Origin of the sequence: Paractinoplanes polyasparticus, assembly GCF_019710575.1 — a bacterium.
GTDB lineage: Bacteria > Actinomycetota > Actinomycetes > Mycobacteriales > Micromonosporaceae > Actinoplanes > Actinoplanes polyasparticus.
Genome location: NZ_JAHWFK010000030.1, coordinates 155,963 through 181,900 on the forward strand (window position 1 = coordinate 155,963; position 25,938 = coordinate 181,900).

Annotated in this window: 23 protein-coding genes and 1 pseudogene; 12 read left to right on the forward strand and 12 right to left on the reverse strand. The window is 71.5% G+C overall.

Going from position 1 to position 25,938, the window contains the following annotated elements; all coding sequences use genetic code 11:
* Positions 1 to 35 precede the first annotated feature (35 nt).
* Complete coding sequence (locus KXC43_RS26655) at positions 36 to 728, forward strand: class I SAM-dependent methyltransferase (protein WP_221378887.1); 693 nt, start codon at positions 36 to 38, stop codon at positions 726 to 728.
* 33 nt (positions 729 to 761) lie between these two features.
* Here the strand turns inward: KXC43_RS26655 and KXC43_RS26660 are convergent, their stop codons facing one another.
* Entirely contained in the window at positions 762 to 1,211 is a 450-nt protein-coding gene (locus tag KXC43_RS26660; RefSeq protein WP_221378888.1) for a YdeI/OmpD-associated family protein, read from the reverse strand.
* A gap of 149 nt (positions 1,212 to 1,360) precedes the next feature.
* Between KXC43_RS26660 and KXC43_RS26665 the strand changes: the two genes are divergently transcribed.
* The gene (locus KXC43_RS26665) at positions 1,361 to 2,653 is read left to right on the forward strand and encodes an MFS transporter (protein ID WP_221378889.1); all 1,293 of its coding nucleotides are present in this window, start codon (positions 1,361 to 1,363) and stop codon (positions 2,651 to 2,653) included.
* 71 nt (positions 2,654 to 2,724) lie between these two features.
* On the opposite strand, the gene KXC43_RS26670 is transcribed toward KXC43_RS26665, so the two are convergent.
* The 3 genes from KXC43_RS26670 to KXC43_RS26680 form a co-directional block, all read right to left on the reverse strand.
* Complete coding sequence (locus tag KXC43_RS26670; RefSeq protein ID WP_221378890.1) at positions 2,725 to 4,533, reverse strand: penicillin acylase family protein; 1,809 nt, start codon at positions 4,531 to 4,533, stop codon at positions 2,725 to 2,727.
* 45 nt (positions 4,534 to 4,578) lie between these two features.
* Positions 4,579 to 5,469 carry an aminoglycoside phosphotransferase family protein gene (locus KXC43_RS26675; RefSeq protein ID WP_255644892.1) on the reverse strand — a complete coding sequence of 297 codons (891 nt, stop codon included), beginning with the start codon at positions 5,467 to 5,469 and terminating at the stop codon, positions 4,579 to 4,581.
* A gap of 111 nt (positions 5,470 to 5,580) precedes the next feature.
* Entirely contained in the window at positions 5,581 to 6,192 is a 612-nt protein-coding gene (locus KXC43_RS26680) for a TetR-like C-terminal domain-containing protein (RefSeq protein ID WP_221378892.1), read from the reverse strand.
* Positions 6,193 to 6,285: 93 nt separating this feature from the next.
* Here KXC43_RS26680 and KXC43_RS26685 point away from each other — a divergent pair, with 93 nt between their 5' ends.
* A complete protein-coding gene (locus KXC43_RS26685) occupies positions 6,286 to 7,344 on the forward strand; it encodes an aldo/keto reductase (RefSeq protein ID WP_221378893.1) in 1,059 nt (352 codons plus the stop codon).
* A 149-nt stretch (positions 7,345 to 7,493) separates the two neighbouring features.
* Here KXC43_RS26685 and KXC43_RS26690 read toward each other — a convergent pair whose 3' ends face one another.
* On the reverse strand, positions 7,494 to 8,708 hold the full coding sequence (locus tag KXC43_RS26690; protein WP_221378894.1) for a hypothetical protein: 1,215 nt from the start codon (positions 8,706 to 8,708) through the stop codon (positions 7,494 to 7,496).
* Positions 8,709 to 8,902: 194 nt separating this feature from the next.
* Here KXC43_RS26690 and KXC43_RS26695 point away from each other — a divergent pair, with 194 nt between their 5' ends.
* Entirely contained in the window at positions 8,903 to 9,610 is a 708-nt protein-coding gene (locus KXC43_RS26695) for a SemiSWEET transporter (RefSeq protein ID WP_221378895.1), read from the forward strand.
* A 75-nt stretch (positions 9,611 to 9,685) separates the two neighbouring features.
* Here KXC43_RS26695 and KXC43_RS51265 read toward each other — a convergent pair whose 3' ends face one another.
* Positions 9,686 to 9,808, reverse strand: a complete 123-nt coding sequence (locus tag KXC43_RS51265) for a hypothetical protein (RefSeq protein WP_255644855.1) — start codon at positions 9,806 to 9,808, stop codon at positions 9,686 to 9,688.
* A gap of 93 nt (positions 9,809 to 9,901) precedes the next feature.
* On the opposite strand from KXC43_RS51265, the gene KXC43_RS26700 reads away from it, so the two are divergent.
* On the forward strand, positions 9,902 to 10,861 hold the full coding sequence (locus KXC43_RS26700; RefSeq protein WP_221378896.1) for a GlxA family transcriptional regulator: 960 nt from the start codon (positions 9,902 to 9,904) through the stop codon (positions 10,859 to 10,861).
* 29 nt (positions 10,862 to 10,890) lie between these two features.
* The gene (locus tag KXC43_RS26705; RefSeq protein WP_221378897.1) at positions 10,891 to 12,291 is read left to right on the forward strand and encodes a glucose-6-phosphate dehydrogenase; all 1,401 of its coding nucleotides are present in this window, start codon (positions 10,891 to 10,893) and stop codon (positions 12,289 to 12,291) included.
* Between the two features lie 2 nt (positions 12,292 to 12,293).
* Here the strand turns inward: KXC43_RS26705 and KXC43_RS26710 are convergent, their stop codons facing one another.
* From KXC43_RS26710 to cbiE, 3 genes are all read right to left on the reverse strand, one after another.
* Complete coding sequence (locus tag KXC43_RS26710) at positions 12,294 to 13,103, reverse strand: cobalt-precorrin-6A reductase (protein ID WP_308129263.1); 810 nt, start codon at positions 13,101 to 13,103, stop codon at positions 12,294 to 12,296.
* 136 nt (positions 13,104 to 13,239) lie between these two features.
* The gene (cobM, locus tag KXC43_RS26715; protein WP_221378899.1) at positions 13,240 to 13,995 is read right to left on the reverse strand and encodes a precorrin-4 C(11)-methyltransferase; all 756 of its coding nucleotides are present in this window, start codon (positions 13,993 to 13,995) and stop codon (positions 13,240 to 13,242) included.
* Positions 13,996 to 14,109: 114 nt separating this feature from the next.
* The gene (cbiE, locus tag KXC43_RS26720; protein ID WP_221378900.1) at positions 14,110 to 15,324 is read right to left on the reverse strand and encodes a precorrin-6y C5,15-methyltransferase (decarboxylating) subunit CbiE; all 1,215 of its coding nucleotides are present in this window, start codon (positions 15,322 to 15,324) and stop codon (positions 14,110 to 14,112) included.
* A 164-nt stretch (positions 15,325 to 15,488) separates the two neighbouring features.
* Here cbiE and KXC43_RS26725 point away from each other — a divergent pair, with 164 nt between their 5' ends.
* The 5 genes from KXC43_RS26725 to KXC43_RS26745 all read left to right on the forward strand — a co-directional run bounded on the left by KXC43_RS26725 (position 15,489) and on the right by KXC43_RS26745 (position 21,816).
* Positions 15,489 to 17,066, forward strand: coding sequence for a ferredoxin reductase family protein (locus KXC43_RS26725; RefSeq protein WP_221378901.1), 1,578 nt, complete (start codon positions 15,489 to 15,491; stop codon positions 17,064 to 17,066).
* Between the two features lie 14 nt (positions 17,067 to 17,080).
* A complete protein-coding gene (locus KXC43_RS26730) occupies positions 17,081 to 17,584 on the forward strand; it encodes an FMN-binding protein (protein ID WP_221378902.1) in 504 nt (167 codons plus the stop codon).
* A 32-nt stretch (positions 17,585 to 17,616) separates the two neighbouring features.
* Positions 17,617 to 18,345 (forward strand): FAD:protein FMN transferase, encoded by a 729-nt coding sequence (locus tag KXC43_RS26735; RefSeq protein ID WP_221378959.1) that lies wholly within the window; start codon positions 17,617 to 17,619, stop codon positions 18,343 to 18,345.
* A gap of 172 nt (positions 18,346 to 18,517) precedes the next feature.
* Positions 18,518 to 20,107: an ABC transporter transmembrane domain-containing protein gene (locus tag KXC43_RS26740; RefSeq protein WP_221378960.1), complete on the forward strand. Its 1,590-nt coding sequence runs from the start codon at positions 18,518 to 18,520 to the stop codon at positions 20,105 to 20,107.
* Positions 20,104 to 21,816, forward strand: coding sequence for an ABC transporter ATP-binding protein (locus tag KXC43_RS26745; protein ID WP_221378903.1), 1,713 nt, complete (start codon positions 20,104 to 20,106; stop codon positions 21,814 to 21,816). The genes KXC43_RS26740 and KXC43_RS26745 overlap by 4 nt, the downstream gene beginning before the upstream one ends.
* Positions 21,817 to 21,846: 30 nt before the next feature.
* Here the strand turns inward: KXC43_RS26745 and KXC43_RS26750 are convergent, their stop codons facing one another.
* On the reverse strand, positions 21,847 to 22,416 hold the full coding sequence (locus KXC43_RS26750; RefSeq protein WP_221378904.1) for a TetR/AcrR family transcriptional regulator: 570 nt from the start codon (positions 22,414 to 22,416) through the stop codon (positions 21,847 to 21,849).
* 264 nt (positions 22,417 to 22,680) lie between these two features.
* On the opposite strand from KXC43_RS26750, the gene KXC43_RS26755 reads away from it, so the two are divergent.
* Positions 22,681 to 24,303, forward strand: a complete 1,623-nt coding sequence (locus KXC43_RS26755; RefSeq protein WP_221378905.1) for a CocE/NonD family hydrolase — start codon at positions 22,681 to 22,683, stop codon at positions 24,301 to 24,303.
* An 80-nt stretch (positions 24,304 to 24,383) separates the two neighbouring features.
* Here the strand turns inward: KXC43_RS26755 and KXC43_RS26760 are convergent.
* Both KXC43_RS26760 and KXC43_RS26765 read right to left on the reverse strand, forming a co-directional pair.
* Positions 24,384 to 24,611 (reverse strand): annotated as a pseudogene (locus KXC43_RS26760) (hypothetical protein); the annotation flags it as partial.
* A 48-nt stretch (positions 24,612 to 24,659) separates the two neighbouring features.
* Positions 24,660 to 25,841: a GNAT family N-acetyltransferase gene (locus tag KXC43_RS26765; RefSeq protein ID WP_221378907.1), complete on the reverse strand. Its 1,182-nt coding sequence runs from the start codon at positions 25,839 to 25,841 to the stop codon at positions 24,660 to 24,662.
* Positions 25,842 to 25,938 lie beyond the last annotated feature (97 nt).

A 25,938-nucleotide genomic window follows, 5' to 3' on the forward strand; every position in this document is an offset into this window, starting at 1 on the left:
CATCAGCGTCGTGCCGGCACCGTACGGTGATCGTCATGTCGGATGCCCATCGCGAGCGTGAGCTCGCGAAGGAGCGAGGCTATGACCTCATGAGGCCGATCGACGAAGCCTACGAGCGCGGCGAGATCTCCCAGTCCGAATGGCATCGGCGGGTTCAAGCTCTCATCGAGCCGGTCTACCTCTCGGCCAACTCTGACCAGCTGGGCTCCGGACACTCGGGCACAGAGCGGGAGTGGGATGTCTCGCGCGGTTTGATCATGCAGGCCGTCGACCGACCGGGAACGTTCCTCGACGTCGGATGCGCCAATGGACTGCTGATGGCCTCGGTCGAGCGCTGGTCGCATCAACGCGGCCTGGCTGTGACGCCCTACGGAGTCGAGATCTCACCGTCGCTGGCCGATCGGGCTCGTGCCCGCTATCCGCAGCGGCATGACCGTATCTGGACCGCGAATGCTGACGGCTGGCAACCGCCGATGCGCTTCGATTTTGTGCGGACGGGCCTGGAGTACGTGCCTCGCCGTCGCCGTGAAGGCTTTGTGCACCACCTTCTCGACCACGTCGTGGCACCGGTTGGGCGCCTGATCATCGGTAAGACCAACGAGAACCGTGGAGAGTCGCAAGTCGCCGACAGCCTGCGTTCATGGGGTTGGACAGGGATCCGGGAGGTCCGTCGACCCCACGCCCATCCGGACGTCGAGATGTCGGTGGTCTGGGTCAGCCGACCCTGACAGCTACCTGGGAGGCGGTAGGGCGCGCCCTAGCTAGCGAGCCTTGCCCGCGCTGAGCAGCGCGATCGACTTGGCCAGGCGCCGGGCCCGGGTCTCAGCCGTCTTCGCTGCGGTGAGTTGGTCGACGTGATAGCGCTGGTTCGAGAACGAGAGCGTCGCCCAGAAGTCGCGCGCGGCCGGTTCGGCCGCCAGCGCGGCGCGCAGATCGTCCGGCACCTCGACCTCGCGCGGGGCCGCGTCGAGCTCGAGCTCGACGTCGTACGTCTCGCCGCCGCTCACCCCGGCCGCCTCGCGGCGCTCGGCGCTCACGCCGAGCCAGTAGCTGCCGCCCATCTTGGCGATCGACGAGCGGAAGGTGAAGCCGTTCAACACGACCACGACCCTGGGGCGGCCACCGCCGCCGAGTTCGCCGACGAACTCGTCGGGCACCTGGAAACCGGTGGTCGTGGCGCCCGTGCGCTGCAGCTCCGCACGAAGTCTCATGGGCTCAGGCTACTGGCGGGCGCCAGGAGCACCCAACGGCGGTCGCGGGCTCGGCCTGGCGAACGAGGGCCGCCCCGGCACCGGCCCGGTCCGGTCCGGACGTGCGGGGCGATGGCCGGCCTCCGGGCACCGCTGCGGATAATTCCGGTATGCCTGCCGGTGTGGAACGCGTTGACGACGCTGTCGAAGCCGGACGACCAGTCGATGCCTCGGCCGGCCGGGCGGCGACTGCCTCCGGGACAGGCAAACGAGCCTGGCGGGTGGTCCTCGGATTTGGTGTGGTCAGTCTGGCCGCGGACATGGTCTACGAGGGCGCCCGATCCGTGTATGGGCCGCTGCTGGCCTCGCTGGGCGCGTCGGCGGTCGTTGTCGGCCTGACCACGGGTGCCGGGGAGGCCGTGGCTCTCCTACTGCGGCTGGTGTCCGGGCCACTGGCGGATCGGACACGCCGGTACTGGACGCTGACGATCTTCGGCTACGGGTTGACCGCGGTGTGCGTACCGCTGCTGGCGGTGACGCCGGCGTTGGGCGGCGCCGGCCTGGCGGTCGCCGCCGTGCTGATCCTCGCCGAACGCCTGGGCAAGGCCGTCCGCAGCCCGGCCAAGTCGGCGCTGCTCGCCGACGCCGCAAGCCGGGTCGGCATGGGCCGCGGCTTGGGCGTGCACAAGGCTCTCGACCAGGTCGGCGCTTTCGCTGGACCGCTGATCGTCGCTGCGATCATCGCATCGTCGGCCGGGCTGCTGTGGCCGGCGCTGGCGGCGCTCGCCGCGCCGGCAGTGGTGGCGATGCTGCTGCTGTTCGCGATCCGGAGCCGAGCACAACCGTCCCGCGCTGCTGCTGGTGGTCCAGCCCCGCAGGCATCGCCGGCGGCCGGACGGAAGTCGTTGCCTGCCCGGTTCCACTGGTTCGCGGTGGCGATGGCGTTGTGCACAGCCGGCCTGGTCACCTTCGGGCTGATCGGCTTTCACCTGGTTCGCGCAGGGGTGGTCGCCACCGCCGCGGTGCCGCTGATGTACGCGGCCGCCATGGCCGCGGGCGCGGTCGCGGCCTTGGCGACGGGTATGTCGTACGACCGGGCCGGTCCGTGGATGCTGGTGGTGCTGCCGGCGATGATCGCCGGCGTTCCCGCGCTGGTCTTCGGCGGCGGCCTGCCGGCGCCGGTTGCCGGGATCCTGGTGTGGGGAGCCGCCGTCGGAGTGCAGGACTCCACCGTCAAGGCCCTCGTCGCCGAGTTGGTGCCCCGGGACAGCCGAGCCACCGCGTACGGGATCTTCGCCGCGGTGCAGGGCGCCGGCGCACTGGCCGGCGGCGCCGCGGCGGGCCTGCTCTACGAGCAGTCGGTGACGAGCCTGGTGGCCGCCGTGGCGCTCGTGCAGGCGGTCGCCTTGTTGACCCTCATCGGCGTACTGGTCCGCAACAAGCCGTCGGATGCCGTGACGTAGCCGGTACCAACCGTCGAGACAGCTGAAGATCGTGTCACGGATCCGTTGCTCCGCCCAAAGTCTCACAGGCCTCAGCCCAGCGGCTCCTCGATCAACGCGGACCAGTCCGTGACCAGCGGAATCAGCTCGCCGACGGCCCACAGCGGCAGCTGGTCGAGAAAGTGTGGCGAGTCCGGGTCGCCCGCGGCGCCGAACGGCACGACCCAGCGGCTGCGCTGCCGGTCGGCGAGGTCCCACACGTAGCGGGCGACGGGGCCGCGCGAGCACAGGTCGGTCACACCCGGGATGCTGCTGAGGCAGAGCACCGAGTCGCGTTCCCCCGAGAGTTGGGTGCGCGGGATGACGGTTCGCGACCCCGGCAGCCGTACGGGATCAAGCAGGTGCCGCTCGCCCCAGGGCCCCGATTCGACGGTCGCCGGATCGACCACCTCGGCCGCCGTGAGCCCCAGCCCGGCCAGCACACCGTCGAGCACCGAGCCGATGCGGACGCGCGGGTTCGTCCAGCTGTCGAAGAGCGGGTCGAAGCCGGGCGGCTCCATCAGAGGCTTCAGGGCCGGATGCTCGTACAGGCGTCGCGCGACCGCGGAGCGCCAGGCCGCCCGCCGACCGGCCTCGACGCTCTCCGCGCGCATCGGAGTGTCCATGTGGATGCGCTGCGAAGGCACGCCCTCATCGATCAGCTCACGGATGCGGTCGGCGCGCGCCTTCGAGGAGAAGGCGTTCCCGTAAGCCTCGGTGTCCGGCCGGCGATCGTTGGCGTTCACGGCGATGCCCGTGACCTCGGTGCGGGTCATTGGCACATAGCCCGGCTGCCACGCGTAGGTCTGGTCCCAGGCCGGCACCGGGACACGACCGTTACGGTCGTCGCGCACCGGGACCCGCCCCACCGTGAGCTGCAGGACCCGCCCGGTGGTGTCGGCCGTGAGGATGCTGTTGACCGGCTCGACCCAGCGTTCGAGGGCGGCCGCGACATCGTCCACGGTGGACGCGTGCAGCAGCGGCAGCAGCGCGCCGAAGCCGAGGTCGAACCCGGCCCGGGTGGGCGTGCGCAGGCTGAGGCTGCCGTCGACGATCGGCCCGCGGGCGGTTTCGACGACCTCGACCAGTTCGCTGCCTCCACCGCGTACGGGAATGGTCTCGGTATGCGCCTCAGCCGGCTCCCAGCCCTGGGGACCGCGGGCCTCGACCCCCGAGACCGTGCGCCGGAGCTCCTCGACGAACAGGTCCTGATAGTCGGCCATCGCGTTCGTGACCGCCCACGCCACTCCGCCGGCGTGCCCGAAATGCTGCACGCCCGGCACCCCCGCGAAGGTCAGCCCGGCTACGTCGAACTCCGGGCACGACAGCCGGATCTGCTGATAGACGCCGGGCAGCTCGATCAGCCGGTGCGGGTCGCCGGCGACGATCCCCGGCACGGCCCAGGCGTTGCTGCCCGAACTGGCCGCGGCCTCGGCCGAGAACCACGCGACGGCCTGCGGCCCGAGGGTGCGCTCGACGTGCGAGTTCCACATCTTGCTGGGAAAGCTGGCGAACATGATGTGCCGCGCGAGGAACACCCCGAGCGACGACCACGGATGCCACACCAGCCCCTCGGCCCGCACCCCTTCGGCGTACGCCCGGAGCCACTGCCGCGTACGCGGATCAAGGTTCGCGAAACACCGTCGCGCCGTGTCATCGATCCGGGACCGCCGGGCGAACCTGTCCCACCCCAGCCCGTCCGGCCCGATCAACTCGGAGAGCAGCCCCTCGGACCTCCGCCGCTCGACATCGATCTGCTCGCGCCGGTCGCGCGCCGTCACCCGCCCCTGCAGAAACGCCAGCTCGTCAACCGTGTCCGCCCGAAGATGGGGAACGCCGTACCCGTCCCGGAAAACCCGCATCCCCCATCCTTACCCGGCCCTCGCCGACCGGGCGACCCCGTTCCCTCAACCCAGCTCGGTGATCGCCGCCCGGACCATGCGGCGGCCGTGTTCGGCCATCCGCGGAAAGGTGTGCCGGTAGTAGTCGATGCCGTTCAGCGACGCCAGAGCCCAGCCGCAGGCCCGCCGCCAGGTCGCGTCGTCGTAGCCGGCAGCCTGCCGAAATTCCCGCCGGGCGCTCCCGGTGAACGTCCACAGCGCCGCAGCCACATCCACCGCCGGATCACCCACACCGAGCGTGCCGAAGTCGACCACCGCGGTCAGCCGCCCGCCCTCGGTGATCAGGTTGCCGGGCTGCAGATCGCCGTGGACCCACACCGGAGCCCCGTGCCACTCGGGCGCGGCCAGCGCTTTCTCCCACGCGGCCTCGACAGCCGGCCGGTCGAGTCCGTCCTCTTCGGACAGCAGGGTCATCCCCCGCCGCACGCTCGCGTCGATGTCGCGCAGCGGAGCCCCACGCCCCCCGGCCTTGGCAACCGGCCCACCGACCGGATCCACGGCGTGCAGGGCGTGGACGAAACTCGCGAGGTCGCGCGCAAGCACGGCGTCGTCGCTACCCAGCCGCGGCGGCGTGTTCCCCGGCAGCCAGGGCACGACGCTCCAACGCCACGGATAGCCATCGCCGGGCTCACCGACAAAAACCGGAACGGGTATCCGTACCGGAAGAAGTGGCGCAAGCAGAGGCAGCCACCGCGCGTCCGACTCGGCCTGGCCCACCGCCCACCCGATCTTCGGCATCCGCGCGACCAGCTCGTCACCCAGGCGGAACAGCACGTGATCGGTGCCCTCGACCTCACCCGGCAGCTCGGTGACGGGCAGGCCGGCCCACTGCGGGCATTGGGCCGCCACCAGCCGCCGCACCAGCTCACCGGTAGCCCGAACCTCATCCGCATGCATCGCCACGGCGGCACGCTAACCCGCCCCAGCCGAGCCGCACCAACGGTTTAGCAGCGACGCCGTCGCCTACTTCGCCGAAGCGCTGACTGCGGCAGATGCGATGCCCCTTCGTCAGGCTGGATCACTGTCGGCGGTGTAAGCGCCCGCCTTGGCGGCTGCCACTGCCGCCTCGGCGGCGCGGTCCGCCGCGTCCGTATCGACGGAGTCCCCGCTGATCAGCAGCCGATAGTAGAGCGGTGCTGATACTGCACGGATGACTTCCTCGGCGTCGATGCCCACGGGCAGCTCGGCCCGTTGTACGGCCTGCTCCACGCATGGGGCCCACTCGGCGATGCGGACGGCGTAGAAGCGATGCAGCGCTTCAGCGGCTCGGGGGTCGCAGGTCGCCGCGACGATGACCGCCCGGAACAACGGCCCTTGACGCGGGTCGGCCAAGGTGCGCTGCACGAGTCGGGCGTTGGCGCGCAGATCCTCGAGCAGTGAGCCGGTTTCGACGCGCGGCGACGATTGCTCGGCCATGTCCGTGAGTAGATCGGCGACGAGGCCGGCGGCTGTTCCCCATCGACGGTAGACCGTGGTTCTGCCAACCTCGGCGCGGCTTGCCACATCGGCAAGGTCGAGGTGGGCGAAGCCATGCTCGACCAGCGCGTCAGCGGCAGCGCCCAGCACGGCGGCGCGCACTCGGGCGGTCCGTCCGCCGGGCCGGATTGTGCCGACGGTCATAACGGTTCTCCAGTTCCATTAAGCAGTCCAGGCTGCTAGCTTAAGCCACACCTTAATGGGAACCGTGTACCGTTAGCATGAGGAGATGCCGCCATGGAATACCGACGACTCGGAACCTCCGGACTCACTGTGCCCGCTCTGAGCTTCGGAGCCGGCACCTTCGGCGGCTCGGGGCCTCTCTTCAGCGCCTGGGGCACCACCGACGCACAAGAGGCGCGACGGCTTGTGGACATCTGCCTCGACGCCGGGATCACCATGTTCGATACCGCCGACGTCTACTCCGACGGCGCATCCGAACAGGTGCTGGGCCAGGCGATCAGAGGCCGGCGCGACACCGTGCTGTTGTCGACCAAGAGCGGCCTGCCGACCGGAGACGGACCCGCCGACCTGGGAACGTCGCGCGCCCGGCTCATCCGGTCGGTCGAGGCCGCGCTACGGCGCCTCGGCACCGACTACATCGACCTGTTTCAACTGCACGCCTTCGACGCAGGAACGCCCATCGAGGAAGTCGTATCGGCCCTGGACGACCTGGTACGCCAGGGCAAGATCCGCTACGTCGGCGCCTCGAACTTCGCAGGCTGGCAGCTCATGAAATCCCTCGCCATCGCCGACCGCGACCACCGCACCCGATATGTGGCCCACCAGATCTACTACTCCCTGATCGGCCGGGACTACGAATGGGAGCTGATGCCACTCAGCCTCGACCAGGGCGTCGGAGCCGTCGTGTGGAGTCCGCTGGGCTGGGGCCGGCTCACCGGCAAGATCCGCCGCGACACGCCGCTGCCGCCCGCGAGCCGCCTGCACGCCACCGCCGACTACGGCCCTCCGGTCGACGACGAACACCTGTTTCGCGTCGTGGACGTTCTCGACGAACTGTCCCGCGAAACCGGCCGAGCGGTACCCCAGATCGCCGTGAACTGGCTGCTGCAACGACCCACCGTGGCCACCGTCATCATCGGCGCCCGCAACGAGGAGCAACTGCGGCAGAACATCGGCGCGGTTGGTTGGTCCCTCACCCCCGACCAGGTTGCACGACTCGACGCCGCAAGCTCCCGCACCGCGCCGTACCCGTACTTCCCTTACCAACGACAGGAGGCCTTCACCAGACTCAACCCTTCCCCTGTCGTCCCGGTCCAGAGCAGCGCCAGCTGACGGCGCTACCTCACCAGTGGGCACACGGCGTCGAGCCGGGCCGGCGCGCCTTGCAGCAACAGTGCGCCGTGGCTGTCGGTCCTGCGTCCGGATCAAGCAAGGACAGTTTCAGACAGGCATCGGCTGGGTCGCGCTCGCCAGCTGGACAGCTAGCCCGCCGGGCGGTAGGCGACCTCCGGGTCGAGCAGGCGGACCCAGGCCGGGCGCCACTGGGGGGACCGGCCTGCCATCTCTTCGTGCAGGTTGGTGCGCCACGGACCCGAGACGCCGTCGTCGGCCCACCACTTGGGCCACGAGTCGTAGCGGCGCTCGACCAGGATCGCGGTCGGGGTGGTCTGCACGCGCAGGAACAGCCACCGCCCGTACCGGGGGTCGGACTCGGCCCGGCGCAGATTGCGTACCAGCGCGCTGATCTGCTGGAAGGTGCCGAAGCGGGGCCCGTCGGGGGATTCGGCGGGCGGGTGCTTGCCGCCCTGCACGCTCAGGCTGGTCGCGTCGGCGTAGGCGAGCACCGTGCACCGGCCGTCCTGCTGGGGTGAGCGCTCGCGCATCCACGCGGCCAGCGCCTCGAGTTCGGCCGTGCCGGGCGGCTCGGGGCGGTTCAGCTCGGCCGCGTCCTGCATGGCCGCCCAGACCAGGCGGTCGTGCTCGCCCTGGCTGAGCCGCCGCACCCGGCGCATCGGCGGGCGCTCACCCGGCGCGATGCGCGGCGGCCGGGTGCCGGCCGTGAGGCCGCCCCGGCCGGCGGCGAACAGCGCCGCCCGCAGGTCGAGCGCGGGCTCGGTGAGCCGGCCGAGCAGCCGCTCGAACGACGACCCGGTGATCTCGCCGCGCACCGCGGCGGTCAGTAGGTCCTCGCCGGCGCTGCGTACCTCGTCGCGGGCGGCCGGGGTGCGCAGCTCGTGCCGGCCCCACTCGTGGACGACCTCGGCCAGCTCCTGCAGGGTGGCCTCGGTGCTGAGCACCGGCGCCACGGTGTGGGTCAGCCCGTCGCTCAAACCGTCGCGGTAGCGGGTGCGTGACCAGCGGCCCTCGGCGTGCCACACGACGAAGCCGAGGCGGTCGGCCTCGGCCAGCGCGGTCAGGTCGTCCCAGGGCAGCCACTCGGGCGCGCCGGTGAGCACGTCGATCGGCGGGTCGGCGTCGACCGTGGCGCTGTGGTCGCGGTCGTAGCCGAACAGCACCGCCCGCGCGCCGTCGACCAGCGCCAGCCGGGCCCAGCTGCCGCCGTGGTCGTCGTGGTGCGCGCCGCGCTCGTCGACGAACCACACGTCGGCGTAGCCGATGCCGGTCAGCGCCGCGGAGAGCGTCGCCCAGCGCGTCCAGAGCAGTCCGGGCGCCGGCAGATCAACGTCGGTGAGCATCCGTCCACTGTGCCAAACGGCCGCCGCCGGATGTCACCCCCTGGCGGCTTTGCGCCTTACCTCGGCGAAAACTCCCGGACCGGGCGGTTGCCGTCGGGGAGCACCTGGTTGCGGGCCGGTGGCAGCCGGTCAGGAGCTCCGGTTTCCCGGCGAAGGGACACCTGTTGCCCTGCTCCCGACCCGAGAAATGGATCATGCTTACCTACGCCCTCGGCCTCGTCGCCGCCGTGCTGTCCGTGTCACTCTCCTGGCCCCAGGTCTACAAGTCGTGCGTTCAGCGGCGCACGAGCGGCCTGTCCGCCACGGCCTGCGCGCTCGGGGTGGCGATGCCGATCGGGTGGATCAGCTACGGCCTGCTGGCCGGTCAGTGGCTCCAGGTGATGACGAACGCGGCGACCGGCCTGACCGGGCTGGCGATCATGGCCGCGCTGCTGATCACCCAGCCCCGGCTGCGTTCCCGGGCAGCGCTGCGGGTCGCCGCCACCAGCGCCGGCGCAGTCGTGGCGGCCGCGCTGATCAGCCTCGGTGCGGCCGCTCTGCCCGGCGTGAGCGGCCACGCGGCGGCCTCCGTGCTGGGCACGCTGCTGGCCGGTATCTCATTCGTCTCAGCGATTCCGCAGCCGCTCGCCCTGCTGCGCGACCGCCACCTCGATCTGTCGGGCCTCTCGCCGCTGCGCTGGCGGATGGCGGCCGGGGCGTGCGCGTCCTGGATGACGTACGGGATCGTGACCGGCCAGCCGGCGCTCTTCGCCTCGTCGGGCGTGGGCCTGATCAGCGCCGCCATCGTCTGCACCGTGCTGCACCGGCGCCGTGAGCGTGCGGTCGTGCCGGTCACGCGGATCATCCGCCCGGTCTGGCGCGACTCCGTCACCACTCGCACCCCGGCGATGGCCGGCGTCTGACCGGCCTTCCTCGGCGCCCGGTCTCGATTCTGGGCTGAGCGGAAGTGGGGGCGGCCGCCGGGCCGCCCCCACTTTTCAGGGGTGTCGGAAGCCGCCGTCCGAAGGCTTCCAGTCGGCGCTGTCGCGTGAGTCCACAGTGCGGCCGGCGACGGCGAAGGCGAGGATGACCAGGAAGAAGATTGCGATTGCGATAGCCATGACATAGAGCTTCGTCGTGGCCGTGGATGCTCGACAGTGGCAGAGATGCCATACACCTTCAAAATCCTGCCAACCCGCCGTATGCTCCGTCACATGCTCCGTAACGTGGCTGTGATCGCCCTGCCCGAGGTGGCTGTCTTCGAGCTCGGCGTGCTCTGCGAGCTGTTCGGCTACGACCGCACGGCCGACGGGCTCCCGGCCTACGACTTCGCCGTGTGCTCCCTCGACGGCGGGCCGGTGCCCAGCCGGGCCGGGTTCGACATCGCCGTACGCCACGACCTGAGCCGGGCTGAGGACGCCGACCTGGTCGTGATCGCCCCCTTCGACAACCCGGCCTTCGAGCCGCCCGCGCCCGTCCTCGAGGCCCTGCGCCGGGCCCACGAGCGCGGCGCCTGGGTGATGAGCGTGTGCACGGGCGCGTTCGCTCTGGGCGCGGCCGGCCTGCTCGACGGCCGCCGCTGCACCACGCACTGGCTGCACACGGCCCGCCTGGCCCGCCTCTACCCGGCCGCCATCGTCGACCCCGACGTGCTCTACGTGCAGGACGGGCGCATCCTGACGAGCGCCGGCACCGCCGCCAGCATCGACGCCGGGCTGCACCTGATCCGCCAGGAACACAGCACCGAGGTGGCCCGGATGCTGGCCCGGCGCATGGTCGTGCCGCCCCACCGCGAGGGCGGCCAGGCGCAGTACATCGAGACGCCGCTCAAGTCCGTGCAGTGCGAGACGCTCCAGCCCGTGCTGACGGCCGTGCTGGCCACCCTCGACCAGGCGCACACCGTCGACACCATGGCCGAACTGGCTCACATGGCGCCGCGCACCTTCGCCCGCAAGTTCCGCGACGAAACGGGCGCCACCCCGCACGACTGGCTCATCAGCCAGCGCATGCTGCTCGCCCGCAACCTGCTGGAGGAGACCGGCCTCGGCGTCGACGCGATCGCCGACCGTACGGGCTTCGGCAGCGCCGCCACGCTGCGGCACCACTTCGCCCAGCGGCTGTCGACGACGCCCCAGGCCTACCGCGGGACGTTCCGGTCGTCACAGCCGGTGTGAGCCCCCGATCGGCCGGGCAAAGGCTGGTCATGGCGAAGACTCCCGGCCCCACGGTGTTCGTGCTGTTCGGCGCGACCGGCGACCTGGCCCGGCGGATGGTGCTGCCGGCCTTCTACACGCTCGCGATCGAGGGCCTGCTGCCCGACCAGTGGCTCCTGGTCGGCAACGGCCGCGGCGACGTCTCGCACGAGGATTTTCGGGACCACGTGCGTAAGGCGCTCGAGGAGTTCGGCCCGGCCCCCGGCGACGGGCCGTGGAAGACGTTCGCCGACCGGCTGCGCTTCGCCGGCGGCGGGTTCCGCTCCGACGATCCCGGCAGCCTGCTCGACGTGATCGCTTCGGCCCGGGCCGAACTGGGCGGCTCGCCGCAACTCGTGCACTACCTGGCCATCCCGCCGGTCGCCTTCGAGGAGACGACGAAGGCGCTCGGCCAGCACGGCCTGGCCGAGGGCGCGCGGGCTGTCTACGAGAAGCCGTTCGGCACGTCGCCGTCGTCGTTCCGCTCGCTGAACCGGCTCGTGCACCGGGTCTTCGGCGAGGATCAGGTCTATCGGATCGACCACTTCCTGGGCAAGGAGGCGACGCAGAACCTGCACGTGACCCGGTTCGCCAACGAGGCGTTCGCCGCCCTGTGGACCCGTGAGCACCTCGAGAGCGTGCAGATCGACGTGCCCGAGACGCTCGGGGTCGATGATCGGGCCGGGTTCTACGACGCCACCGGCGCGGTGCTCGACATGCTCGTCACGCACCTGTTCCAGGTGGCCGCCGAGGTCGCCATGGAGCCGCCGGCCAGCCTCGGGGCGGCCGACCTGCAGTCCGCCCGGGAGCGGGTGATCCGCTCGTTCCGCCCGCTCGACCCGGCCGAGGTGGTGCTGGGGCAGTACACGGGCTACAAATCGATCAAGGGCATCAAGCGGGGATCCACGACCGACACGTACGTCGCCGCGAAGCTCTGGATCGACAACGCGCGCTGGCGGGGTGTGCCCTTCCTGCTGCGTACGGGAAAAAGAATGGCCGCCGGCAGGCAGGTCGTCAGCCTCGTGCTCAAGACGCCGCCGAAGCCCCTGCCGGACCTGCCCCCGCAGGGCAACGTCCTGTCGTTCGACCTCGCCGGCAACGGCAAGATCGACCTGTCGCTGCTGGTGAAGCGGCCCGGGGTAGCCCTCGACGTCGAGGGCGGCTCGGTGCGGCTGCCGCTCGAGGAGGTGCCGGACGCCGAGCCGCTACCGCCGTACTCGCGCCTGATCCACGACGTGCTGCTGGGGGACCGGTCGCTCTTCACCCGCCCGGACGGCCTCAGCGCGACCTGGAAGGCGGTCGGGCCGCTGCTCGACAACCGGCCGAAGCCCGTGCCGTACGCGCAGGGTTCGTGGGGGCCGACCGCCGCCCGCAAGCTCGCCGCCCCGCATCGCTGGCTGCTCGGCCAGTAACTTCATCTATCGTTCGGGCCGGCGCGGAACAGGCGGTGCACCTGCTCGACCGCCTCGGCGACAGATGCCACGGTGTGGGCCGTCGCCGCCGCGGGCGGCCGGTCCACCATGACCACCGGCAGACCGCGCTCCCGGGCGGCAACCAGCTTGGCGTCGGGGCCGCCGCTGTCCTTGCTGATCAGCACGTCGATGCGGTGCTCGTCGAGCAGCCGGCGCTCGCCCTCGAGCGTGAAGGGACCGCGGTCGAGCACCACCTCGAGCCGGTGCGGCATGGGCGGTTCCGGGGGTTCCACCGAGCGCGCCAGGAACCAGGCGTCGACGTCGGCGAACGCGGCGATGCCCTGGCGTCCGGTCGTCAGGAATACCCGAGCCGTTGATCCCCGGCGGCCGTCGAGCAGGGCGGCTGCTTCTTCGAGGTCGCGTACGTGATGCCACGCGTCGCCCGGCTGCTCGACCCAGCCCGGGCGCCGGAGCACGACCAACGGCACCCCGGCCCGGCTCGCCGCCTGTGCCGCGTTGGCGCTGATCGTGGCCGCGAAGGGGTGGGTCGCGTCCACCAGCGCGTCGATTCGGTGTGCCCGCAGGTAGCCGGTCAGCCCTTCGACGCCACCGAACCCGCCGATTCGCACGTCCCCGGCGGGCAACAGCGGGGAGGAGGTCCGGCCGGCCAGCGACGTGATCACCGCGAATCCCGGCAGTGAGCCCGCCAGGGCCCGGGCCCCGCTCGTGCCGCCCAGGATCAGCACGCGCGGCCGCGAATCGCTCGGTATCGGCGACCAATCGGCCGCGAGCGCATTCAGACGGTCGATCACGGCAGACCTTCCCGCGTTGCCGCGTTCTGTGAGCGGGCGTTCAGCGGTTGCGTTGTCTGCGCTGCCGTGTTTTGTGAGCGCTTGTTCAGTGGCTGCGTGCTCAGCGGCCTCGGCGTGCTGGTGGTTGGTGGCTGGGTCAGGCATGGGGGTCGGTGCGGCAGCGGTTTGTGGAGTAGAGGTGGCTGTCGGGGAACTGGGAGGCGGTGAGGGCGGCGCCGACGACGATGATTGCTGTGCGGCGGATGCCGGCCTCTTTGACCAGCGGGGCGATGTCGGCCAGCGTGCCTCGGACGATCAGCTCGTCGGTCCGGCTCGCTCGGGCCACGACGGCTACCGGGCAGTCGGCGCCGTAGCTGGGGATCAGCTCGGCGGCCACCGCCTCGATGCGGTGCACAGACAGGTGCAGCACCATCGTGGCTCGGCTCGCTGACAGGGTGGGCAGGTCCTCGCCGGGGGGCATGGCGGTGGCACGCTCGGCGGTTCGGGTGAGGATTACCGTCTGGGCCACTCCGGGGACGGTGAACTCGCGATGCAGGGAGGCGGCCGCCGCGGCGAAGGCGGGGACGCCGGGGACCACGTCGTAGGGGACTCCGGCGGCGTCGAGGCGGCGCATCTGTTCGGCCACCGCGCTGAAGACCGACGGGTCGCCGGAGTGCAGGCGGGCGACGTCGTGGCCGGCCTCGTGGGCGGCCACCAGCTCGGCGATGATCTCGTCGAGGTTCAGGTCGGCGGTGTCGACCACGCGGCAGCCCGGCGGGCACCATTCGAGCAGCTCCGGCGGCACGAGACTGCCCGCGTACAAGCAGACCGGCGCCGCCGCGATCAGCCGCTGCCCCCGCACGGTGATCAGGTCGGCGGCCCCTGGGCCGGCCCCGATGAAGTGCACAGTCATCGCGTCACCACCTGCGTCCGGTCGGCGGCACGGCCCGGCTGCGCTGGGAGCTGCATGCCGGCTGCGATCCAGGCGGTGCGGCCGTGACCGGTTCTGTCTGTGTCTTGGCGGCTTTCACCTGGTCACCGACCAGATTGTTACGGGCATCATCGTTCTCCAACCCGTGAAGTTGCCTACCGGGGAGCCTCGGCTCACCGAGAGTCTGATCAGCTCGCCGCCCAGTTCGGCGTGGGCCGCGGCCAGGGCGGCCTCGGATTCGACAGTCACCGCGTTGGCGACCAGGCGGCCGCCGGGGCGCAGGGCGGTCAGGCAGGCGTCGAGCACGCCGTCGCGGGTCAGGCCGCCGCCGATGAAGATGGCGTCGGGGGTGGGGAGGCCGTCGAGGGCTTCGGGGGCTCGGCCGGTGATGAGTTGGAGGGCGGGTACGCCCAGCATTGCGGCGTTCGTCGCGATTGTTGCGGCCCGGGGCGCGGACGACTCGATGGCGATGGCGCGGCACGACGGGTGGGTGCGCATCCACTCGATGCCGATGCTGCCGGAGCCGGCGCCGACGTCCCACAGCAACGCACCGGGCACCGGGGCCAGCACCGACAGCGTCACCGCGCGGACCTCGCGCTTCGTGAGCTGCCCGTCCGTCTCGTAGGCCGAGTCAGCGAGGCCGGGCACCACCGAGGTCGCCGGGCCGTCGGGGCCGCAGTCGATCGCGATCACGTTGAGCGGATCGCCGGGGGCGTGCTCCCAGGAACCGGCCGTGCCCGTGACTACCTGCTCCGAAGGGCCGCCCAGCTGCGACAGCACGGTGATCGTGGCCGATCCGAAGCCGGCCGCTGCGACCAGGCCGGCCACTGTCGCGGGCGTCGAGGCGTCGCGTGACAGCACGAGCAGCCGCCGGCCCGGGTTGAGCGCCCGCCGCACGGTGGCCGGGTCGGCGGTCACCAGGCTCAGCACCTCGGTCGTGGCGAGCGGCCAGCCCATCCGGGCGGCCGCGAGCGCGGCCGAGGACGGGTGCGCGATCACCCGTACGCGATCGGGCCCGAGCAGTCGCACCAGCGTGACCCCGATGCCGTGGAACATCGGGTCGCCGCTGGCCAGCACGGCCAGGCCCGCGGCGGCGTGCTCCTCGACCAGCTCGCCCAGAGTGGGGAGCAGCGGCGATGGCAGCAGCACCCGCTGCGCCGGGACCGAGGGCGGTAGCAACGCGAGCTGCCTGCTGCTACCCATGATCACACCGGTCGACCGGAGGGTGTCATGGCCCGTACGAGAAAGCTCTGACCAGCCGCCGGCGCCGATGCCGACCACCGTGACCAGGTGGGGGTGGTCGGCGCTCATGCGCCGAACCTATCGAACCGCGCGGGGCCGAGAATTTCCGCATCCGTTTGAGCGAAGGCCGCGCCGGGTGCGTACAACAGCCAGACGGCTCCCCGAGACCGGGTCGTCACGTCGGCCGCAGGGGGTGGCAGACGCCCAGACCGACCGCTGAACGGGTGACGAACATGGCGCAGGGACCGCCGACGTTCCAGACGTTCCAGGATCAGCGCTACGAACCGGACGACGATTCGCAGTTCTTCGCCGACCTGCGGGCCATGCCCGACGAGGACGACCGCTGGGCGGCTCAGGAGCCCTGGCCCGAGGACCCGAACCGGGACGACCCGTACCGTCGCAGTGACATCCTGATCGAGTCGCAGACCGACCCGACCGGCTGGAAGGCGTCCGGCCCGGCGCAACCCCCCATTCCGGACGACCGCCCGCCGGCCGAGGCCATCTCGGGCAACCGCCTGCTGACCGTCCTGCTGTTCTTCGCGGGCCTGGCCACCAGCGTCGCCCTGTGGCTGTTCGAGACGCAGTCCGGCGAGATCAGCGACACCGCCAGCCTGATGCTCGCGGCCGGCCGCATCACCGGCCTGATCGGCGGCTACCTGCTCTTCGTCCAGTTGCTGATGATGAGCCGCGTCAGCTGGCTCGAGGAGTGGGTGGGCGCGCGGGACCTGCTGCGCTGGCACCGCTGGCTCGGCACCTCACTGACCGTCTTCGTGCTCGCCCACGTCGTCTTCATCGTGTACGGCTACGCGCTCACGGCCGAGACCGGCGTCGTCGAGCAGGGCTGGACGATCATCACGACGCTGCCCGAGATGCTGAGCGCCACGGCCGCCACCATCATCCTGGTGGTCATCAGCCTGATCTCGATCCGCGGGGCCCGGGCCAAGCTTCCGTACGAGCTGTGGCACCTGATCCACCTCACGGGCTACCTGGTCCTGCTGCTCGGCTACGGCCACCAGGTCGCCACCGGGGCCAACCTCAGCGGCCCGTTCGCGTCGATCTTCTGGCCCGCCCTGACCGCCCTGGTGATCTCGGCCCTGGTCTGGGGCCGCCTGGTCGAGCCGCTCTGGCTCAACCTGCGGCACAAGTTCGAGGTGGCCGAGGTCGTCTCCGAGGGCGGCAACACGTTCTCGATCTACATCGACGGCAAGAAGCTCGAGAAGCTGCCCGCCCAGGCCGGTCAGTTCATGCGCTGGCGGTTCCTGACCCGCAACGGCTGGTGGCAGTCGCACCCGTTCTCGCTGTCGGCCGCGCCCAACTCGCAGTGGCTGCGGCTCACCGTGACCGCGGTCGGCGGCCACACCTCGCGCCTGGGCGCCATGAAGCCGGGCACGCCGGTCTGGGCCGAGGGCCCGTTCGGGGTGTTCACGGCCCAGCGGCGTACGCGCCGTCGTGCGCTCCTGATCGCCGGCGGCAGCGGCATCGCGCCGATCCGCGCCCTGCTCGAGGACATGCCGCCGGACACGATCGTGATCTACCGGGCCAGCCGCCCCGACGAGCTGGTCTTCCGCGGTGAGCTCGAGGAGCTCGCCGAGCAGCGCGACGCCTGGGTCCGCTACATCGTCGGCGGGCGCAACGACCCCGGTCCGCGCCGGCTGTTCACCCCGGACGGCCTGCTCGGCCTGGTGCCGGACGTGAGCCGGCGCGACGTCTACCTGTGCGGCCCGCCCGGGCTGGTGGAGGCCGCTGTCGGCACGCTGCGTGACCTCGATGTCCCGGACAGCCAGCTGCACCTCGACCCGTTCGAGTTCTGATTAGGAGTCTCCCGATGCGACGCAGTACCGCAGCCGCCGTAGGCACCCTCACCGGCGCCGCCCTGATCATCGGGGTGCGACTGAGCGTGACGCCGCCCGAGGCCCCCGTCGTGGCCGCGCCGGTCGGCAACCTGGCCGAAGGCACGCCGGCGCCCAAGCCGTCATCCAAGAAGCCGGCCGCCTCCGGCTCCAAGGAGAAGGCGCCGGCGAAGCAGAAGGAGGCCGCCAAGCCCAAGAGCGGCCTCAAGGACGGCGTCTTCAAGGGCGACGCGGCGGCCAACCCGTACGGGAAGATCCAGGTCACCATCAAGGTCGAGGGCGGCGAGATCACCGACGCGGCCGCGACCTTCCCGACCGCGAACGACAGCGCCACGATCAACCCGCCCGCCATCGCCGCGCTCAAGGAGTCCACGCTGCAGGCGCAGAATGCGGACGTCTCGGCCGTCTCGGGCGCCACCTACACCAGCGAGTCCTACGTCAAGTCACTCCAGGCGGCGCTGGACGCGGCAAAGGCGTAGGGTCACGCTCTGTGCGCCATGTCGAGCATGTGATGGGTACGACGGTCAGCATCGAGTTGGGCGAGGACCGGCCCGATTTTGAGCTGCGCGGGCTCATCACGAGCGTGTGCGACTGGTTGCACGAAGTGGATGCCCGGTTCAGCACGTACAAGGCGGATAGCGAGGTGTCCCGGTTCGGCCGCGGCGAACTGCGGCTGGAGGACGCCTCGGCCGATCTGCGGCACGTCCTGGACGCGTGTGCTGATCTCTGGCGCGATACGGACGGTTACTTCGACGCGTACGCATCGGGGCCGCTCGACCCGTCGGGCTACGTGAAGGGCTGGTCGGTCGAGGTGGCCGCGGCCCGGCTGCTGGCCGCCGGGTCGCACGACCACTACATCAACGCCGGCGGCGACATCCGCATGCGCGGCAACCACCCCGACGGCGGGCCCTGGCGGGTCGGCATCCGGCATCCGTGGGAGGCCGACAAGGTCAGTTGGGTGCTCGCGCTGCACGACGGGGCGGTGGCGACCTCGGGGACGTACGAGCGCGGCGATCACATCTTCAACCCGCGTACGGGCCGCCCGGCGCAGGGGCTGCGGTCGGTGACGGTGGTGGGGCCGGATCTGTCGGTCGCCGATGCCTACGCCACGGCGGCGCTGGCGATGGGGGAGTCCGGCATCGCCTGGCTCGCGAAGCGGGCGGCCGACGGTTACGACTCGGCCGTGGTGACCGACGACGGCCGGGCGTTCAGCTCGGCCAACCTGCCGGCCGCTGTCTGACGGCTGTCCCGCGCGTCCCTCGGGATGGACGTGCTGTTATCCACAACCGGGTGAAACTGGGCGGCGTTCATCGACCGTCTTGAGGCAGCATGACGGCGTGGACATACGGGGACCGGCAAGATTTCTCTGGTGGTTGGGTGTCAGCAACAAGGGCCGGGTGGCTCTCGGCGCGATGTTCGGGTCGCTGTGGTTTCTCAGCCTGGCGTCCGCGCCCTGGTTGCTTTCCCGGGCCATCGACCACGGCCTCGCGGCGCGTGAGCCGGGCGCGCTGATCGGCTGGGCCGCGGCCGTGCTGGTCGTCGGCGCGGCCAGCGCGGGTCTCGGCATCATGCGGCACCGCAGCATGACCAAGATGCGCATGGCGGCCGCCCTGCAGACGGCCGAACTGGTGATGGGTCATGCGACCCGGCTCGGATCGGCGCTGCCGCGCCGCATCACCGCGGGCGAGGTCGTGACCATCGGCATCTCCGACGTGTGGACGATCGGCCGGGCCATGAACGTCGGCGGCGTCGGCGTCGCCTCGGCCCTGGCGATCTCCGTGGTGGCCGTGGTGCTCTTCCGCACGTCCTACATGCTCGCTGTCGTCGTGCTGGTCGGTGTGCCCGTGCTCGCGCTTTTCGTCGGACCGCTGCTGCAGCGCGGCCAGCGGGCCGGCCTGGGCTACCGCGAGCAGCAGGGCGAACTCAACACCCGCCTCGTCGACGTGCTCGGCGGCCTGCGCATCCTCAACGGACTGGGCGGCAAGCAGACCCACCTCGAGCGGTACGACCGGGAGTCCGCGCGGCTGCGCGACCAGGGCTACCAGGTCGGCGGGCCGTTCAGCTGGATCGGCGCCCTCGGTGACGGGCTGCCGGTCGTGTTCCTGGCCGTGGTCGTCTGGCTGGCCGCCCGGCTGGCCGCGTCCGGCGAGCTCACGGTGGGCGAGCTGGTGGCGGTCTACGGCTACACGGCCATGCTGGTCATCCCGGTCAACGTGCTGATCTTCTGCTCGTTCGACGTCACCCGGGGCCTGGTCTCGGCCCGGCGCGTGGTCGATTTCCTGCGGCTGCCCGCCGACGACCCGTCCGGCGCGCCCGCTCCCGACGGCCCGGCCCCGCTGCACGACCCGGCGTCCGGGGTCACCGTCGAGCCCGGGCGGCTGACCGCGCTGGCCGGGGCCCGCCCGTCCGACGCCGCCGCGGTGATCGACCGGCTCGGCGCGTACGGGCCGACCGACGCCACCTGGGGCGGCCGCCCGCTCGCCGGCATCGCCCAGTCCGAGGTCCGCGCCCGCATCCTGGTCGCCGAGCCCGACGCGGCCCTGTTCGCGGGCGACCTGCGCGACGTGATCGCCGGCCGCGACGACCCCGACGACGACCGCGTCCGTGCCGCGATCACGGCCGCCGTCGCCCACGACGTCGCCTCCGGACTCGACCGTCCGATCGAGTGGTCCGGCCGCAACATCTCGGGCGGCCAGCGCCAGCGGGTGCGGCTGGCCCGGGCCGTGCACGCCGACCCCGAACTGCTGCTGGCGGCCGAGCCCACCTCGGCCGTCGACGCCCACACCGAGGCGGCCATCGCCGAGCGGCTCAGCGAGACCCGCCGCGGCCGCGGCACGGTGGTCGCCACTACGTCGCCGGTGCTGCTCGACCGGGCCGACGTGGTGCACTATCTGGTCGACGGCCGGGTCGCCGCGTCCGGCACCCACCGCTCGCTGCTGGCCGCCACGCCGGGCTACCGCGACCTGGTGACTCGCGCCTTCGACTCCGAGGAGGGCGCGTGAATCTCCCCGTCGCCGACCAGCGCCAAGTCGGCCGGGCCGCGCTGCGCCTGGTCAAGGCCGACCGCCGCTCGGTCGCCGTGATGATGACGCTCAACGGCCTGGCCGCGCTGGCCGCCCTGGGCGGGCCGTGGCTGCTCGGCCGGATCATCGACGAGGTCGCCACCGGCGGCGGGGCCGAGGCGGTCGACAAGCTGGCGGCCGGCGTGCTGGCCTGCGCGGTCGTGCAGACGCTGCTGTCCCGGCAGTCGCTGTCGATCGCCTACCGCTTCGGCGAGCGCACCGCCGCCCGCATCCGCGAGAACTTCCTGCGCCGCGCGCTCGCCCTGCCCGCGGCGGTGATCGAACGGGTGCCGGCCGGCGACCTGGCCGCCCGCGGCACCACCGACGTCGACGCGGTGGCCAACACGCTGCGCGACATCCTGCCCAACATCTTCATCGGCGTCGTCCAGATCGTCTTCATCATCATCGCCGTGCTGGTGCTCGACCCGCTGCTCGGCATCGTCGGTGTGCTCGGCCTGTCCGGCATCTGGTTCTCGACGCGGTGGTACCTGCGCCGGGCCCGCTCGGCCTACCTGACCGAGGGCGAGGCCAACTCCCGGCTCGCCGACGAACTGGCCGCGACCACCGCGGGCGCCCGCACGATCGAGGCCTTCGACCTGTCCGGCCGCCGCCTCGAGGTCGGCCGCGAGGTGATCGCCGAGACCCGGCGTACCCGCCTGGGCACCTTGCGACTGCGCAGCGTCTTCTTCCCGTCGGTCGAGATCTCGTACGCGGTGCCGAGCGTGCTGGTGCTGTTGCTCGGCGGCTGGCTGTTCTTCGAGGGCCGCGTCACCCTGGGCACGGTGAGCGCCGCGGTGCTCTACCTGCGGCAGCTGGTCGGCCCGCTCGACATGATCCTGATCTGGATCGAGTCGTTGCAGAGCAGCAGCGCGTCGTTCGCCCGCATCGAGGGCCTGGCCGCGGTCCCGGCCGCGCCCCCGTCGGCGACGACCCTGCCGACCGACGACCGCATCGAGATAACCGGCGTCCGGTACGCGTACGACCAGGGCCCCGACGTGCTGCACGACGTGAACCTGACCGTGCGCCCGGGGGAGCGGCTGGCGATCGTCGGCCTCTCCGGCGCCGGCAAGTCGACACTGGGCCGCCTGATCGCCGGCGTCGACCGCCCCGGCTCGGGCTCGCTCACGGTGGGCGGCGTGCCGGTCGCCGACCTGCCACCGGACGTGCTGCGCCGCCAGGTCGTCCTGGTGACGCAGGAACACCACGTCTTCCGCGAGTCCCTGCGCGACAACCTGATGATCGCCGCCCCCGACGACGACCTGCGCCGCGCCCTGAAAATGGTCGGCGCCGACTGGGCCGACGACCTCGACCGCGACCTCGGCGAGCAGCCCCCCGACGGCGCCCAGGCCCAACAGCTGGCCCTGGCCCGGGTCGTGCTGGCCGACCCCCACACGGTCATCCTCGACGAGGCCACGGCCCTGCTCGACCCCACCGCGGCCCGCACCGCCGAACGCGCCCTGGCCGCGGTCCTGCACGAACGCACGGTCATCGCCATCGCCCACCGCCTGCAGACAGCCCACGACGCCGACCGCGTGGTGGTCATGGAGGACGGCCGCATCATCGAGGTCGGCACCCACGACGAACTGGTAGCAGCGGAAGGCCCGTACGCCGCCCTGTGGCACTCCTGGCACAGCAACCAGAACTCATGACGGCGCCGGCCGGTCCCCTTCCGGTGATTCTCACCTCGTGCGGAACACGCCGTCCAAGGCGAGGTCGATCGTGCGGCCGGCGGCGGCCTGGGCGTTGAGCTCGCCGTCGAGGGTTCCTTCCAGCACACCCTCGACCATGGTGAAGATCAGGATCAGGTCGCCGGGTTCCAGGTCGCGGCGTACGTGGCCGTGCTCCTGAGCCCGTCGCAACGGCTCGGCCAGCAGGGCGACGATCCGGCGCAGGTAGCGGCCCTGCACCGCCGGTTCCAGGCGACGGGCCAGGTGCACCAGCGGGCGCATCGTCACCTGCGCGCGCAGTACGGCGTCGAGCATCGGGCGGAAGGCGGCGGGCTGCTGTCCGGCGGCGGCCACGCAAGCTTCGAGGCGTTCGACCTGGTGGGCGATGACGGCTGCGGTCATGGCGTACCGGTCGGGGAAGTGCCGGTAGAGGGTGGCCTGCCCAACTCCGGCCTTGCGGGCGATCTCCGGCATGCCCACGGCGTCGCGGCCGCTGGTCATCAGGTCGCAAGCGGCCAGCACGATCGCTTCCCGGTTGCGCTGCGCGTCCCGTCGGCGCGGCGCCTGCACCCCGTACAGCATGGCCCGCCTCCCTCCGCCGCACGGCCTTGCCTTGCCCGGCCGTAGCTGAGCGCGATGCCGTGGCCTGCGTATTCACGCCTCGAAGTGACCTACGTTACTGGCTGGTAGCGATAATGTCATGAAGTTCAATTTCTCGGAACCGGCTCCTACGCTGCCGAAACCGGAGCGCTCCAGCCCCTCCCATACGCGACCCCGAACCGCACGGACGTGCCACCGCGTCCGCCGGCTCGGGCTCGTCGTCCTTGCTCTGCCCGAGGAGTGCGCATGGAGCACCGCCGCAAGATCCTGCTCAGCGTCGCTCTGACCGCCGGCCTCGTCCTCTCCGGCGCCGTACCCACCCCAGCCGCCGGATCCCTCTCATCGCGGCCCGCCCAGTACGAGACGTCTCGTCTCGCGGCTGCCTCCGAAGCATCTCGTGCGGCCGTCGCCACAACCGGGTTCACATTCGTGGACATCGCTGGGGCGGGCGTGGTGCTCAAGGCCAACGTCATCGCTCCGGCCGCCGCCGGGCGCTATCCCGCCGTCATTCTGCCGGCGAGTTGGGGGCTCAACGACCTCGAGTATCTGGCGCAGGCCCGGAAGCTGGCCGAGGGCGGCTACGTCGTCGTCTCGTACACGCCGCGCGGTTGGTGGGCCTCCGGCGGTGAGATCGACACGGCCGGGCCGAAGGACATGGCAGACCTGTCCAAGGTGATCGACTGGACGCTGGCCGGCACGGCCGCCGATCCGGCCCGCATCGGGGCGGCCGGGATCTCGTACGGCGCCGGTCTCAGCCTTCTCGGCGCGGCGTTCGACAAGCGGATCCGCGTCGTGGCCATGATGAGCGGCTGGACCGACCTGGTGTATTCGCTCTACAGCGACCGGACCCGTCACCGCCAGTCGGCCGGCCTGCTCGAACTGGCGGCCGCCCTGCTCGGCAACTCCGGCCCCGAACTCAGCGGCAAGCTGGCCGACTTCAAGGCCAACCGCGACGTGGCCGACGTGATGGCGTGGGCGCGTGTGCGCTCGCCCGCCACGTACCTGCCCCAGATCAACGCGAACGGCCCGGCCGTGCTGATCGCGAACGCCTGGGGCGACTCGTTCTTCCCGCCCAACCAGGTGGTCGACTTCTATCGCGGGCTCACCGGCCCCAAGCGGCTGGAGCTCCGCCCCGGCGACCACGCGATCGCCGAGCTGGGCGGCATCTTCGGCTTCGAGAACGACGTCTGGTCCGGCGTACGGGACTGGTTCGACCAGTACCTGGCCGGCAGCCCCGCTGAGGCCCGCCCGCCCGTGCTGATCCGCCCCGACAACGCCGGCACGGAGTCGTACGCCGACTGGTCGGCCCTGAGCGCCTCGACCACCCGTTACGGACTCGGCCGCATCCGCACCCTGGACGGCACCGGCCTGCTGGGCGGGGCGCCCACCACGGGCTGGACCAAGAACGTGTTCACCGACCTGGACACCACCGCCAACGGCGGCGTGGTGCTGCTGACCAACGGGGTGGCCGCCTTCACCAACCAGCGCCCGTCGGTCTGGCTCCCCACGGTCAGCCGCACCCGGGCCGGCGTCTGGGCCGCCGCCCGTCCCGGCACACCGCTCAAGATCCGGGGAATTCCCCGCGTACACCTGAATCTGGCCGGAAGCCCCGCCGCGGGTTCCCTGGTCGCCTACCTCTACGACCTGGACACCCTGGGCACCGCCCGGCTGATCACCCACGCCCCGGTCACGTGGACCGGCGCGGGCGACGTGGACGTGGCCCTCTCGGCGGCCGCCTACGACGTCCCCGCCGGCCACGCGCTGACCCTGGTCGTCGACACGGTGGACCCGCTCTACTACGACTCCAACGACCCGGGTCGGAGCATCACCATCGGAGGCGGCTCGTACCTCGACCTACCCACCCGCTGACCGCCCTTCAAGGGCGGGACGACTCAGCGCTTGCGCTTCCGGAGGTTGGCTTGCACGCGCTTGAGGTCTTCGGGCGGCGCCGACAGGATTCCCCAGCGGGACCGCCAGGCCATGACCGAGCCGATCGAGACGGCCGACATGATCGACCCGATCGACAGCCACGACCCGATCGACAGGATCGACAGATTGGATCCGACCGACCCGATGGAGAGCGACGACCCGACGGACCCGATCGACAGCACGGATCCTTTGGAGTAGATGCTCAGCACGGAATCCTCGGACTTGTACGACAGGATCGAGCCCTTCATCCCGTGATTATCACCCGCCCGCCACTACCTCGTGTGCCCCCCGAACGCTCAGAAGTCGGCGCAGATGTAGGGCATCTGGCGCGGGAACATGCCGCTGAGTGTGGTCACCGCGGCGCCGTCGACCTGACCCAGCCCGCGGATCACAACCTCGACGGGATCGAGTACGCCGTACAGCAGAGCGCTGAAGCCGCCCACCGTGAGAGTCGCCGCCGGGGCGGCCGCGCCCTTGGACACGGTGAGCCGGCCACCCTCCCCGGTCAGCCGCCACAGGCCGCTTACCAGCGGGTCGTCAGCGATCTCGACGGTGATGTCGCCGTCGCCGGCGGCCGTGCCGGTCAGGGCCGGCATGTCGAGAACGCGCACCATCGCGCCGCCGTGCCGGGGCTGGTCGACCTTGGCCTCGGTGGTGACGGTGAAGTCGGTGCCCCACAGCTCGGGCACCTCGTCGCTGCTGACCCGGACGTGCACGCGCGCCACCTGGTCGACGTGACGCCCGAAGAACTGGAGCAGCAGCGCCCGCCCCATCGGCCCGGTGGTCAGCAGGTCGGAAGCGTACAGATCACCGCCGTACGCACCAATGCGGTAGTCCACCACGCCGACCACCTCGCCGCCGGAGCGGGCGACCGCAACCCAGCGCTTGTCCTCCCGGAATCCGGCGGTGCGAGTCTCGTCGTACACCGCGAACCCGTGCCGCTCGCCCAGCAGACGCTGCTGGAGAGCCTGCCAGGCAGCGAAGCCGTCACGCATGGACAACAGCTCGACCTCACCCGGCAACTCGGCCCGCGTCAGGTGCGACAGCCCGTCGGGCGCAAACGTCGCAATGCGGTGGCGCGGAGTGCCGACGTAGCCGAACCGGGCATAGAAGCTCGGCCGGAACGGATAAAGCGCGCTGACCACGGCCCCCTCGTCACGGGCCCGGCGCAGCAGCCGCTCGAGCACACCCCGCACGAGCCCACGCCGCCGCGCGGAAGGATGCGACGCCACCGACGCCACCCCCGCCATGTCGAGCACCCGCCCACGCACGTTCTGCCGCATCCGCAACGAGGCCGCGCAGGCCAGCGTCTCGCCACCCTCTTCGGCGATCAGGTTGATAGCAGTTTGGAAGTACGCCATGCGCCGCTCGTAGGCAGCCTCATCGTCCGCCGGCCAGGGCGAGGGCATGAACGCGTAGGACTGGAGGGGAAACATCGTCGCCGTACGCTCAGCCGCGCTGATCTCTCGGAACTCCATGGACTCATCCAACACCGCGGAGGCTCGTGGCCGCCCGCCCGATTTCCAACCTGTGGATAACCCGGAACGCCCAGGTGAACCCGACTGCGCGACGCGC